This is a genomic window from Agromyces soli (genome assembly GCF_022811605.1).
Classification (GTDB): Bacteria; Actinomycetota; Actinomycetes; order Actinomycetales; family Microbacteriaceae; genus Agromyces; species Agromyces soli.
This window is the reverse complement of record NZ_CP094533.1, coordinates 485,107-497,835: the sequence shown is the minus strand read 5'-3', so window position 1 is coordinate 497,835 and position 12,729 is coordinate 485,107. Positions and strand designations below refer to the sequence as shown.

Annotated in this window: 13 protein-coding genes; 8 read left to right on the top strand and 5 right to left on the bottom strand. The window is 70.8% G+C overall.

Annotated features, from left to right (window positions below; genetic code table 11):
- Positions 1 to 61 precede the first annotated feature (61 nt).
- Both MTP13_RS02385 and MTP13_RS02380 read right to left on the bottom strand, forming a co-directional pair.
- The gene (locus MTP13_RS02385; protein ID WP_230767802.1) at positions 62 to 730 is read right to left on the bottom strand and encodes a potassium channel family protein; all 669 of its coding nucleotides are present in this window, start codon (positions 728 to 730) and stop codon (positions 62 to 64) included.
- A complete protein-coding gene (locus MTP13_RS02380; protein ID WP_243569461.1) occupies positions 723 to 2,168 on the bottom strand; it encodes a TrkH family potassium uptake protein in 1,446 nt (481 codons plus the stop codon). The genes MTP13_RS02385 and MTP13_RS02380 overlap by 8 nt, the downstream gene beginning before the upstream one ends.
- A 70-nt stretch (positions 2,169 to 2,238) precedes the next feature.
- Here MTP13_RS02380 and MTP13_RS02375 point away from each other — a divergent pair, with 70 nt between their 5' ends.
- Entirely contained in the window at positions 2,239 to 2,658 is a 420-nt protein-coding gene (locus tag MTP13_RS02375) for an ArsR/SmtB family transcription factor (protein WP_243569460.1), read from the top strand.
- Between the two features lie 55 nt (positions 2,659 to 2,713).
- Here MTP13_RS02375 and MTP13_RS02370 read toward each other — a convergent pair whose 3' ends face one another.
- The gene (locus MTP13_RS02370) at positions 2,714 to 3,223 is read right to left on the bottom strand and encodes a GNAT family N-acetyltransferase (protein ID WP_243569459.1); all 510 of its coding nucleotides are present in this window, start codon (positions 3,221 to 3,223) and stop codon (positions 2,714 to 2,716) included.
- Positions 3,224 to 3,345: 122 nt separating this feature from the next.
- Between MTP13_RS02370 and MTP13_RS02365 the strand changes: the two genes are divergently transcribed.
- From MTP13_RS02365 to MTP13_RS02345, 5 genes are all read left to right on the top strand, one after another.
- Complete coding sequence (locus MTP13_RS02365; protein ID WP_003792170.1) at positions 3,346 to 3,444, top strand: 30S ribosomal protein bS22; 99 nt, start codon at positions 3,346 to 3,348, stop codon at positions 3,442 to 3,444.
- A gap of 131 nt (positions 3,445 to 3,575) precedes the next feature.
- A complete protein-coding gene (locus tag MTP13_RS02360; protein WP_243569458.1) occupies positions 3,576 to 3,842 on the top strand; it encodes a glutaredoxin family protein in 267 nt (88 codons plus the stop codon).
- A 99-nt stretch (positions 3,843 to 3,941) separates the two neighbouring features.
- A complete protein-coding gene (locus MTP13_RS02355) occupies positions 3,942 to 6,284 on the top strand; it encodes an arylsulfatase (protein WP_243569457.1) in 2,343 nt (780 codons plus the stop codon).
- Positions 6,285 to 6,288: 4 nt separating this feature from the next.
- The gene (locus MTP13_RS02350) at positions 6,289 to 7,212 is read left to right on the top strand and encodes an HAD family hydrolase (RefSeq protein WP_243569456.1); all 924 of its coding nucleotides are present in this window, start codon (positions 6,289 to 6,291) and stop codon (positions 7,210 to 7,212) included.
- A gap of 4 nt (positions 7,213 to 7,216) precedes the next feature.
- Positions 7,217 to 8,863 carry a SulP family inorganic anion transporter gene (locus MTP13_RS02345; protein ID WP_243569455.1) on the top strand — a complete coding sequence of 549 codons (1,647 nt, stop codon included), beginning with the start codon at positions 7,217 to 7,219 and terminating at the stop codon, positions 8,861 to 8,863.
- A 43-nt stretch (positions 8,864 to 8,906) separates the two neighbouring features.
- Here the strand turns inward: MTP13_RS02345 and MTP13_RS02340 are convergent, their stop codons facing one another.
- Complete coding sequence (locus MTP13_RS02340; protein ID WP_243569454.1) at positions 8,907 to 9,866, bottom strand: formylglycine-generating enzyme family protein; 960 nt, start codon at positions 9,864 to 9,866, stop codon at positions 8,907 to 8,909.
- A gap of 166 nt (positions 9,867 to 10,032) precedes the next feature.
- Positions 10,033 to 11,385, bottom strand: coding sequence for an aspartate--tRNA(Asn) ligase (aspS, locus tag MTP13_RS02335; protein ID WP_243569453.1), 1,353 nt, complete (start codon positions 11,383 to 11,385; stop codon positions 10,033 to 10,035).
- A gap of 77 nt (positions 11,386 to 11,462) precedes the next feature.
- Between aspS and MTP13_RS02330 the strand changes: the two genes are divergently transcribed.
- Positions 11,463 to 12,116, top strand: a complete 654-nt coding sequence (locus MTP13_RS02330) for a histidine phosphatase family protein (protein ID WP_243569452.1) — start codon at positions 11,463 to 11,465, stop codon at positions 12,114 to 12,116.
- Entirely contained in the window at positions 12,116 to 12,712 is a 597-nt protein-coding gene (locus tag MTP13_RS02325) for a TlpA family protein disulfide reductase (RefSeq protein ID WP_243569451.1), read from the top strand. Before MTP13_RS02330 ends, MTP13_RS02325 begins: the two co-directional genes overlap by 1 nt.
- Positions 12,713 to 12,729: the final 17 nt, after the last annotated feature.

Below are 12,729 nucleotides of genomic sequence, written 5' to 3'. Positions count from 1 at the left end.
AATCTTCCTAACGGAATCCTTACGGGCCGCCGGGCCCGCCGTGCCGGCAGGCCGCGCCCGCCTACTCGAGCGCCGCGAACTTCTCGATGTCGCTTTCCGTGCCGGTGACGATGATGAGGTCGTGGTTCGACACCACGGTCTTCTCCGTCGCGTAGGTGAACGGCTTGCCCGGGCTCTTCACGCCGACGACTGTGACGTTGTGCTTGGTGCGCACGCCGGACTCGGTCAGGTTCTTGCCGCGGATCGGCTTCGGCGGGTACATCTTCACGAGCGCGAAGTCGTCGTCGAACTCGATGAAGTCGAGCATCCGCCCGCTGACGAGGTGCGCGGTGCGCTCGCCGGCCTCCCGCTCCGGGTAGATGACGTGGTTCGCGCCGATGCGCTGCAGGATCTTGCCGTGCGAGGCGGAGATCGCCTTCGCCCAGATCTGCGGCACGCCGAGGTCGACGAGGTTCGCCGTGATGAGCACGGACGCCTCGATCGAGGAGCCGACCGCGCAGACCGCCGTCGAGAAGTCCTGGGCGCCGATCTGCTTCAGCGCGTCGATGTTCTTCGCGTCGGCGACGACGGCATGCGTGACCCGCTCGGCCCACTTCTGCACGAGCGACTCGTCGGTGTCGACGGCGAGCACCTCGCGGCCGAGCCGGTCGAGCTGCCCCGCGGTCGCGGCGCCGAAGCGGCCGAGCCCGATCACGAGGACGGGGGCGTTGTGCTTGATGCGATCAACCAACGATGGGCCTCTCTTCCGGTCGTTTGAACAGCTGCCGGCGGGTGCTCGCGGCGAGCGCCGCGGCGAGCGTGACGGTGCCGACGCGTCCCATGAACATCGTGCCCGCCATGACGTACACGCCCTCCGGCGGCAGGTCGGCGGTGAGCCCGGTCGACAGCCCGCAGGTGGCGAAGGCCGAGATGACGTCGAAGAGCACGTTCTCGAACGGCGCCTTCGTGATCTGCAGGATCGCGATGGACGCCGCGGCGACGATCGTCGCGCCCCAGAGCACGACCGAGACCGACAGGCGCAGCATGTCGCGCGGGATGCGCCGGCCGAACGCCTCCATCGAAGGGGCGCCGCGCGCCTCGGCGACCGCCGCGAGGAACAGCACCGCGAGCGTCGTCACCTTGATGCCGCCCGCGGTGGACGCGGAGCCGCCGCCGATGAACATCAGCATGCTGCTGACGAGCTGGCTGGAGCCGTACAGGTCGTGCATGTCGACGGTCGCGAAGCCGCCGGATCGCGTCATCGCCGACATGAAGAACGACTGGAAGATCGTCGGGCCGGCGTCGAGGTGGCCGTAGGTCTTCGGGTTGGCGTGCTCGAGCAGGATGAACATCGCCGCGCCCGCGATGAACAGGATCACGGTGGTCGTGAGCGTGAGCTTCACGTGCACGCTCCACTTGCGCGGGGTGCGCCAGGCCTTCGCGAGCGCGAAGATCACCGGGAAGCCGAGGCTGCCGAGGAACACGCCGGCCATGAGCAGCGACTGCATCCAGTAGTCGTGCTCGAAGGGCGAGAGCCCTCCCGGGTTCGGCGAGAAGCCGGTGTTCGTGAACGCCATCGCCGAGTAGTACAGGCTGTACCAGATCGAGTGGCCGACGTCGTATCCCGCGGCGAGCATGCTCGGCATGAGACCGATCGCGAGCGCCGCCTCGATGACGAGGGCGCTGACGGCGACGGTGAAGAGCAGCCCGCCGACCTCGCCGAGGCGGATCGCCTGGCGCTCGGCCACGGGGCCGACGTGCAGGCGCGAGGGGTTGGTGTCGCTCGCGGCCATGAGCTTCGCACGCAGGCCCAGGCGACGCGAGATCACGAAGCCGAGGGTCGTCGCGAGGGTCAGCACGCCGATGCCGCCGATGTTCACGCCGAGGTAGACGAGCCCGTGCCCGAACGGCGACCAGTAGGTCGCCATGTCGACGGTCGAGAGGCCGGTCACGCAGATGACGGAGACGGCGGTGAACAGCGCGTCGTGCAGCGGGGCCGAGGATGCCTCGCCGGCCCGCGCGATCGGCAGCGAGAACAGCAGCGTGAAGACGAGGATCAGGGCCGCGAAGACGAGGATGGCGAAGCGCGACGGCGAGTGCTTGACGAGGCCGTCGACGGCGTCGCGGACGACCCCGAGCCAGCTGCGGCTCCCGCGACCGGGGTTCCCGATCGTCGGCCGTGCGTGCATCGAGCCCCCTCCAGCCTTGCGTGACGCGTGTGTCATGGTACTCCCCGGCGGGAGTGGCTACCCTTGCACCATGGCGGACATCTTCGACGTGGTGGCGGATTCGACCCGGCGAGACATCCTCGCCGTGCTCCTCGAGCGCGAGCAGAGCGACCCGTCGTCCGGTGGCGAGATCAGCGTCTCGGAGATCGTCGCGGCCCTCGGCGTCAGCCAGCCGACCGTGTCGAAGCACCTCAAGGTGCTCCGCGAGGCGGGGCTCGTCGCCGTCCGCGAAGAGGGCCAGCATCGCTACTACCGGCTCGACCGGGAGCCGCTCGAGACGATCGAGGACTGGCTCATTCCGTTCACGGCATCGGATGCCGCCGCCGATGCCGCGACCCTCGCGAGCGCCGCCATCGCCCTGAACGACGACCAGCGCGCCTTCGCCTCGCGCCTCGGTGCCGCCTTCGCCGAGACCGCCCAGCGCGTCACGCAGGCGGTCAAGCGCAAGTAGCCGGTTCCGCGAGCCCGTCGAGGGGCGCTCTGGTTCCCCGAGCTCAGCGAACCAGTCAGCGCAGCGGCTTGATCATCTCCAGCTCGAGGCCGCCGGGCGCGAGCTCGTACTCTCGGCTGCGGCCGGTGAGCGTGAAGCCGAGCTTCTCGTAGAAGCGCCGCGCCCGTGCGTTCGTCTCGTGCACCTCGAGGCGCAGGGTGTCGCCGAGGCCGAGCGCCCAGCGCTCGACGCCGTCGAGGAGCTCGCGGGCCACGCCGTGCCCGTCGCCGCGGCGGTCCGGGGCCACGAAGACGCCGACGAGCATCGGGCCCGTCGCGGCATCCGGCACGTACCCGCCCATCGTGCCGATCCAGCGCTGGCCCTCGATCGCGACAAGCGCGGTCTGCCCGGCCGTCTCGCCGCGCCGCGCACGCAGCCGCCAGCCCGACTCGTCGACGTCGAGCGCGTGCTCGAGGGTCTCGGCGTAGGCGATCGGCTCGTCGCGGAGCATCTCGAGGCGGAGGGCGCGCACCTCGTGCCAATCCTCTTCACGGGTGGAGCGGACGGTGAACGGCGCGGCTGGCATCCTCCGACGCTACCCGAGGCCCCGCGGTCGGGGCTCGCGAATGGATCAGGTAGACTACCCCGAGGCTCTTTGGGCCCTCGGCTGCGGCACGCGCGGCCGACACGATCTTCAGTGAGGTTTCGATGGGTTCCGTCATCAAGAAGCGTCGCAAGCGCATGGCGAAGAAGAAGCACCGCAAGCTTCTTCGCAAGACGCGCCACCAGCGTCGCAACAAGAAGTAGTCGTTCCGGCTACGGCTGAGCGTCAGGTCTGCGGACCTGGCGCTTTTCGCTGTCTCCGTATGATTCGCTGAGCCTGTCGAAGCGGCCCCTCGACGAGCTCCGGGGACCAGGGCGGCGCGTAGGCTGAGGGGATGGCCCGAGACCTCCGCCTCACCCTCGTCGGCAAGCCCGGCTGCCACCTCTGCGACGACGCGCGCGAGGTCGTGCGGGCCGTGCGCGAGGAGCTGGCCACCCTCCCCGAGGGTCCGACGATCGCCTTCGACGAGCAGTCGATCCTCGACGACGAGGCCCTGGCGCAGCGGTTCGCCGAGGAGATCCCGGTGGTGCTGATCGACGGCGAGGTGCACACCTACTGGCGGGTCGATCCGGTGCGGTTGAAGGCCGCGCTGCTCGGCTGACCGCGCGTTCCCCTCTAGCCAAAGGCCGGTTCGGCTGGCTAGGTTGACCGGGAGAGGGCGGCCGACAACGTCCGCCCATGGTGATCTGGGGGGAGCATCGTGGCACGAGAATTCCGTGGACGCATCGAGCTGGACGTTCGGGACTCGCAGGCGGACTGGGACGCCTTCCTGCCGAACCGCGCACCGGAGGGCTCGCCGAACGTCCTCGTCGTCCTCTACGACGACACCGGCATGGCCGCGTGGTCGCCGTACGGCGGGCGGATCCAGATGCCGACGATGGAACGGCTCGCGAAGAACGGCCTGACGTACTCGCAGTGGCATACGACGGCGCTCTGCTCGCCGACGCGCTCGACGTTCCTCACCGGTCGCAACCACCACCTCAATGGCTTCGCGACGATCTCCGAGTCCTCGACCGGGTTCCCCGGCTACAACTCCCACATCCCGCCGTCGAACGCGACGATGGCGAACGTGCTGCGGGATGCCGGCTGGTCGACGTTCTGGGTCGGCAAGAACCACAACGTGCCGATCGACGAATGGACCGCGGGCGCCTCGAAGAAGAACTGGCCGCTCGCCCAGGGCTACGACCGCTTCTACGGCTTCATCGGCGGCGAGACGAACAACTGGTACCCCTCGCTCGCCGAGGACAACCGCTACATCGACCAGCCCTACCTCCCCGAGGACGGCTACCACCTCTCGAAGGACCTCGCAGATCAGGCGCTGAGGATGATCCGCGACGTGAAGCAGACCGAGCCGGACAAGCCCTGGTACCTCTGGTTCTGCCCCGGCGCGAACCACGCTCCGCACCATGCGCCCGAGGAGTACATCGCCAAGTACCAGGGCAAGTTCGACGACGGCTACGAGGCGTACCGCGAGTGGGTCCTGCCGCGCATGATCGAGCGCGGCATCCTGCCGGAGGGCACCGCCCTCACCGAGCTCAACCCCATGCCCGACGGCACCTTCTCGCAGAGCGACGAGGTGCGCCCCTGGGCCTCGCTGAACGACGAGGAGAAGGCCATGTTCTCGCGCATGGCCGAGGTCTACGCCGGCTTCAGCGAGTACACCGACGCGCAGGTCGGCCGCATCATCGACTACCTCGAGGAGTCGGGTCAGCTCGACAACACGATCGTCATCTACTGTGCCGACAACGGCGCGTCGGGCGAGGGCAGCCCGAACGGCTCGGTGAACGAGGGCAAGATCTTCGGCGGCTACCCGGACGACGAGGCCGAGAACCTGCGCATGGTCGACAAGCTCGGCTCGCCCGAGACGTACAACCACTACCCGACCGGGTGGGCGGCGGCGTTCTCGAGCCCGTACAAGATGTTCAAGCGCTACACCTACCAGGGCGGTGTCGCCGACCCGCTGGTGATCTCGTGGCCGAAGGGCATCGCCGCCCGCGGCGAGGTGCGCCACCAGTATCACCACTCGACCGACATCGTGCCGACCATCCTGGAGGCCTGCGGCGTCGCCTTCCCCGACACGTACAACGGGGTCGAGCAGACGCCGCTGTCGGGGGTCTCGATGGTGCCCTCCTTCGACGCGGCGCCCGACGCCCCCTCGAACAAGCAGACGCAGTACTACGAGATGTTCGGCCAGCGCGGCATCTGGCACGAGGGTTGGAAGGCCGTCACCGTGCACGGCCCGGTGAGCGGCAAGGGCCACTTCGACGACGACGTCTGGGAGCTGTACCACACCGAGGTCGACCGCTCGGAGTCGCACGACCTCGCCGCGGAGCACCCCGAGAAGCTCGAGGAGCTGAAGGCGCTCTGGCTCGAGGAGGCGAAGAAGAACCTCGTCCTCCCGCTGAACGACCTGCAGATCATCGGCAACCCCAAGGACTTCGAGACCTTCGTCGCGATGGAGTTCCACCAGCCGGCGCCGCCGTCCGGGCGCTTCGTCTACTACCCGGGCACGAGCGAGGTGCCCGAGCGCAGTGCGGCGAACGTGCACGGCGGCTCCTACAAAATCGCCGCCGAGATCGAGTTCACTCCTGACACCGAGGGCGTCATCTTCGCGCACGGCTCCCGCTTCGGCGGCCACGCCCTCGTCGTGAAGGACGGCCAGGTGCACTACGTGTACAACTTCCTCGGCATCCCGCCCGAGGACCGCGTCTCCGCACCCGTGCCGACCTCCGGCAAGCACATCATCGGCGTCGAGTTCGTGAAGGAGGGCGTCGGCGACTACCGCGAGCCGAAGGGGCCGGTGAAGCTCTACATCGACGAGCAGCAGGTGGGCGAGAAGCAGATCCGCACCGTGCTCGGCCACTTCTCGCTCTGCGGCGAGGGGCTCACGATCGGGCGCGACAGCGCCGATCCGGTCTCGTCGCTGTACGGCTACGGCTTCGACTTCACCGGCGGCGAGATCGCCCGCGTCGTCTTCGACATCGCGGACGACACGTACGTGGATCTGGAGGCGCACCTCGCCGCGGCGTTCGCGCGGGACTGAGCGGATGGCGGAGCGCCTGCCCTCCTGGGCCGACACCCCGACCCGGGAGGCCATCCTGTCGTTCATCGACCGCGTCGCGCACGGCCCCGACGCCGTGCCCGAGGCCGAGCGCGTCGCGGTCTTCGACAACGACGGCACGCTGTGGACCGAGAAGCCCATGCCGACGCAGCTGCACTACATCGTCGAGCAGTGGAAGCGGCAGGCCGCCGCCGACCCGTCGCTCGCCGAGCAGCAGCCCTACCGGGCGGCCGTCACCGGCGACTTCGCCTGGCTCGGCGGCGCCCTCGACCGGCACTACCAGGGCGACGACACCGATCTGAAGCTCCTGATCGGCGCCGTCGTCGGGGTCACCGACGGCATGAGCGTCGAGGACTACGCCGCCTCGGTGTCGCGCTTCTACGAGGAGGCGAAGCACCTCACCCTCGGCACCCCGTACGCCGACGCCGTCTACGCGCCGATGATCGAGCTGCTCCGGGAGCTCGAGGCGAACGGCTTCACCGTGTACCTGGTGTCGGGCGGCGAACGCGACTTCATGCGGCCGATGACGGAGCAGTACTACGGCATCCCGCCGGAGCGCGTCATCGGCTCGGCGCTCGGCCTGCGCTTCGACGAGGACTCGGGGGAGGTGCGCTACACCGCCGGGCTCGACTTCTTCGACGACGGGCCCGAGAAGCCGGTGCGCATCTGGAGCCGGATCGGCCGTCGCCCGCTACTGGCCGGCGGCAACTCGAACGGCGACCTGTCGATGCTCGGCTACGCGCGCGCCGGCGGCGGCCTCGCGCTGCTCGTGCACCACGACGACGACACCGGCCGCGGCGACGCCCCGTACGACGCGGGGGCGGAGCGGGCGCTCGCCGAGGCATCCGACCGCGGGATCACCGTGGTGAGCGTGAAGCGCGACTGGTCGCGCATCTTCCCGGAGGGCTGAGCGGATGGGCCGTGCCGCCGTCGCCCGCCGCGGGCGCCTGCTGCTGCCGACCCTGGCGGGGTACCGGCCCGCCTCGATCCCGCGGGACCTGCTGGCCGGCCTGACCGCCGGCGCGGTCGTCGTGCCGCAGGCGATGGCGTACGCGACCATCGCGAACCTGCCCGTGCAGCTCGGGCTCTACACCTGCATGGTGCCGATGTTCGTGTACGCGATGCTCGGCGGATCTCGGGCGATGAGCGTGTCGACGACGTCGACGATCGCGACGCTCACGGCGACGACGCTCGTGAGCGCGGGCGTCGCCGCGGGCTCCGACGACCCCGTGCCCGATCTCATGGCGCTGACGCTGCTGGTCGGCGTGCTCCTGCTGCTCGCCCGGCTGCTGAAGGCCGGCTCGGCCGTCGAGTACATCTCGAAGGCCACCATCATCGGCGTGCAGGTCGGCGTCGGCGCGACGGTCGCCGTCGGCCAGCTGCCGAAGCTGCTCGGCGAGGACGCCGAGTTCAGCGGGCACGGCTTCCTCCGCTCGATCGTCGCCGCCGTCGAGGCGCTGCCGGGGGCGAACCTGCCGACCGTGCTGCTGTCGGCGGGGTCGATCCTCGTGCTCTTCCTGCTCAAGCGCTTCGCGAAGCGGGTGCCCGGGCCGCTCGTGGTCGTGGTGGCCGGCATCCTGCTCGTCTGGCTGGCCGGCATCGACCGGCTCGGGGTCGAGCTCATCGCGGCGGTGCCGCAGGGCTTTCCGCCGTTCGAACTGCCCTCGTTCGCGCACCTCGGCGGCATGCTGCCCGGTGCGCTCGCGATCGCCGTCATGGCGTTCCTCGAGTCCGCGGCGGTGGCGCGCGGCATCCGCAAGCCCGGCGAGCCGCAGATCGACAGCAACCGGGAGCTGTTCGCGACCGGCGCGGCGAACACCCTCGGCGCCTTCTTCCAGACGCTGCCGGCCGCGGGCGGCTTCTCGCAGAGCGCCGTGAACCAGGGGGCGGGCGCGCGCTCGCAGCTCGCCTCGCTCACCACGGTCGTGCTCGCGGTGCTCGTGGCCCTGTTCCTCGGGCCGGTGCTGAGCCTGCTGCCGCAGGCGACGCTCGCCTCGCTCGTCTTCGTCGCCGTGATCGGGCTCATCGAGATCGGCGCGATCGTCGCGCTCTGGCGCACGAGCCGGAACGACTTCTGGATCGCGACGCTCACCGCGGTCGTCGGGCTCACCACCGGGCTGCTCTACGCCGTGCTCGTCGGCCTCGTGGCGACGTTCGTCGTGATCCTCCGGGAGCTCAGCCGGGTGCGGGTCGAGGCGGGGGATCCTCTGGGCGGGGTGCTGCCGGTGCGGCTCCTCGGCGGCATGTTCACCGCGAACGCGCTGGCCTACGAGCAGGCGGTGCTCGCCCGGGCGGCCGAATCCGTGTCGGGGGAGCATCCGATCCGCGCGGTGGCGCTCGAGCTCACGCGGCTCGAGACCACCTCGATCACCGTGCTCGACATGCTCGCCGACCTCGACCGCGAGCTCGGCGGCATGGGCGTCGAGCTGCGGCTCGCCTCGGTGCCCGAGTCCGGGGCGGCGATGGCCCGGCGAGGCGCGTGGTTCGCCGGCATGGAGCGCGCGGGCCGGGTGTATCCGACGCTCGAGGCCGCGACGGCCGAACCGCCCGCCGCGGGGTAGCCGCCGTGCTGCGCGCGCCGGAGGCTCAGCGCGCGACGGACGCTCAGCGCGCGCAGCGGAAGCCGATGTGCGTCGTCGCGGAGTCATCGGCCTGCGGCGAGCGGGCCGAGGGGCGGTAGCGCAGGCAGTAGTCCGGCGAGCAGAGGTGCGAGCCGCCCTTGAGCACCCGCCGCGGGATGCGCGAGCCGGGTTCGGCGGACGCCGTGGCGAGCAGGTTCGGCCGGGCGCCCGCGTCGACGGCGGCATCGGCCGCGCCGGGCACGACGTGCCGCTCGGTGTAGTAGTCGCTCGTCCACTCCCAGACGTTGCCGGTCACGTCGAAGAGCCCGTAGCCGTTCGCCGGGAACGTCATCACCGGGCTCGTGCCCACCCAGCCCTCGGCGCCCGTGTTGCGGTAGGGGAAGGAGCCCTGCCAGCGGTTCACCATCAGCCGGCCGTCGGGGTGCTCCGCGTCGCGCGGGAACTCCTCGTCGCCCCAGGCGAAACGGGCGCCGTCGAGGCCGCCGCGCGCGGCGAACTCGAACTCGGCCTCGGTGGGCAGGCGCTTGCCGGCCCAGGCCGCGTAGGCCGAGGCATCCTCGAAGGACACCTGCACGACCGGATGCGTCGGCCGCTCGGCGAGGGCGTCGAAGCCCGGTTCGCCCTCGGGGGCCGCGCCGAAGGGATGCCGCCAGCTCGCGCCCGGGCCCCAGCGCCACCACTGCCGCCAGTCGCGGAGGTCGACCGGGCCGGGCGTGGGCGTGAAGACGAGGCCGCCCGGCACGAGCTCGGCCGGGTCGGCGCCCGGGAAGTCGGCCGGGTCGAGCGGGCGCTCGGCGACCGTCACGTAGCCGGTGTCCTCGACGAAGGCGGCGAACTGCTCGGTCGTGACCGGGTGCAGGTCGAGCTCGAAGCCGGCGACGGTGCGCTCGTGCACGGGCGACTCGTCGGCGTAGAACTCGTTCGAGCCCATGCGGAACGTGCCGCCCTCGATCCGGAGCATGGGCGTGGTCGAGACGGTCATGCTCCGAGCCTACGGCCGGCGCGGGCCATCCGCCCCGCCCGTCCCCGACGCCCCGTCACGCATGCGGTCGGTAGTTGCGGGTGCGCGGCGATCGGCACCCGCAAATACTGACCGCATGCGGGGCGTGAGGGGATGAGCGGGGACGACGCCGAGCCGCCCGGCCCGCTCAGGGGAGCAGGCGGGTGGGCCCGCGGAACAGGTACGTGGTCTCGCGGATCGACGACTCGCCCAGCATCAGCATCAGCACGCGCGCGAGGCCCATGCCGAAGCCGCCGTGCGGCGGCACGCCGTAGCGGAAGAAGTCGAGGTAGAACGAGAGCTCCTCGGGCTCGAGCCCCTTCTCACGGGCCTGCGCCTCGAGCACCTCGACGCGGTGCTCGCGCTGCGCGCCGGTCGAGATCTCGACACCGTTGAAGATCAGGTCGTACGAGTTCGTGAGCGACGGGTCGCCCTCGTGACGCATGTGGTAGAACGGCCGGATGCTCGACGCGTAGTCGGTGAGGAACACGAACTCGTGGCCGTAGGTCTCGCGCACGTACTGCGAGATGCGGCGCTCGCCCTCGGGGTCCATGTCGTCGTCGGCGCGCGGGATGACGTAGCCCTGCTCGGCGACGATGCGCTTCGCCTCGGCGAGCGGGATGCGCGGGAACGGGCGCTGCGGCACCGTCACCTCGACGTCGAAGAGCTCGCGGATCTCGTCGCCGTGCTTGTCGGCGACCGCCTGGAAGCCCGCGACGAGGAGCTCCTCGTGGAGCGCCATGACGTCTTCGTGCGAGTCGATCCAGCTGAACTCGGTGTCGATCGAGGTGAACTCGGTCGCGTGCCGGGAGGTGAAGGAGGGGTCGGCGCGGAACGCCGGGCCGACCTCGAAGATGCCGCCGAAGCCGGCCGACTGCGCCATCTGCTTGAAGAACTGGGGGCTCTGCGCGAGGTACGCGACGGTCTCGAAGTACTCGAGCTGGAACAGCTCGGCGCGCGACTCGGAGGCGCTCGCCATGAGCTTCGGGGTCTGGATCTCGATGAAGCCCTTCTCGACCCAGACGTTGCGCAGCGCGTGCAGGAAGGTGGTCTGCACGCGGAAGATGAGGCTCTGCTTCGGCTGGCGCAGGTCGAGGAAGCGCCAGTCGAGGCGCTTGTCGAGCGAGGAGTCGGCGGCGATCGGCGTCTCGAGCGCCTCGCTCACGACCTCGAGCGAGCCGATCTTCACCTCGAGCCCGCCGAGCTTCACGCGCTCGTCGTGCTTCAGCTCGCCCGTGACGCGCACGAAGGTGCCGTGCGAGAGGGCCGAGATCGACTCGGTCAGCGCGAGCGCGGCGGCGGAGCCGGGGCCCGACTCGGGCGCCTCGCCCTCGGCGAGCTCGCGCGTCGCCGGGTTCACGAGCTGGGCGGCGCCGGACTCATCGCGCAGGATGATGAACTGCACCTTCTTCTGATCGCGGACGGTCTCCACCCATCCGGCGACGGTCACGGGGCCGTCGGGAAGCGCGGCCAGGTCCTGGATGAGGGTGCGGTGAGTCACCGCACTATCCTACCGGCGTGCCGCCGAAGGCGGAGTCTCGGCGGATTCAAAGGGAGCGCCAACCTAGACTTGGACCCGTGCCGGCCGAGCAGATCCATCTCGTGCGCCATGGCGAGGTGTCGAACCCCCAGGGCGTGCTCTACGGTCGGCTGCCCGGCTACGGGCTCTCCGAGCTCGGCCACCGCATGGCCGAGGCCGCCGCGGCCGACCTCGTCGCCCGAGGCCGACCGGTCAGCGCGCTCGTCGTCTCGCCGCTCCAGCGCACCCGCGAGTCGGCCGCGCCCATCGCCGCGGCCTTCGAACTCGAGCCGATCATCGACGAGCGGGTCATCGAGCCGACCAACCGCTTCGAGGGCACGCGCATGCGCGGCCGCGGCGGGTCGCTCCGCAACCCCGCGAACTGGCCGTCGCTGATGAATCCGTGGCGCCCCGGCTGGGGTGAGCCCTACCGGGTCGTCGTCGCACGGATGGTGGCGGCGATCGTGGATGCCTCGGCCTCCGTCGACGGCGGCGACGTCGTCGTGGTGAGCCACCAGATGCCGATCTGGATGACCCACCTGCATCTCGCCGGGCAGCCGCTCGCGCACGACCCGAGGCGGCGCCGCTGCGCGCTGTCGAGCATCACGACGCTCGAACCCTCCTCGTCGGCGGCGCGCGGCCTCGTCGAGATCGGGTACCGGGACCCGGCCGCCGCCCTCGCGGCCGGCGCGAGCGACGTAGGAGCAGTCTGATGAAGAAGCTGGTGGCCGCCGCAGCCCTCGCGGCGGCCTCGATCGTGGTGCTGGCCGGCTGCACGAGCGACCCCCTCGCCGAGCAGTACCGCGAGGGCAGCGGCAAGAACTACATCGCCGGCGACGGCACCATCTCCGAGTTCGACGAGGCCTCGCGCGGCGAGCCGGTGTCGTTCTCCGGCCCCACGGTCGAGGGCGGCAGCTTCGACTCCGCCGACACCGAGGGGGACGTGACGGTCGTGAACTTCTGGTACGCGGGCTGCGCCCCCTGCCGGGCCGAGGCGCCCATCCTGCAGGACGTCTTCGAGGAGTACGACTCCGGCGAGGGCGAGGTCAGCTTCGTCGGCGTCAACGTGCGCGACCAGGCGGGCACCGCGAGCTCCTTCGAGCGCGACTACGACGTGCACTACCCCTCCATCCTCGACGTCGACTCCGGCGACGCCCAGCTCGCCTTCGCGGGCGACGTGCCGCCGGCCGCCGTGCCCACGACGCTCGTGCTCGACCGCGAGGGCCGCGTCGCGGCGCGCGTGCTCGGCCAGCTGCAGGACGCCTCGATCCTGCGCGGCCTCGTCGACAAGCTCCTCGAGGAGCAGTGACGCCCGTGAGCGACTCC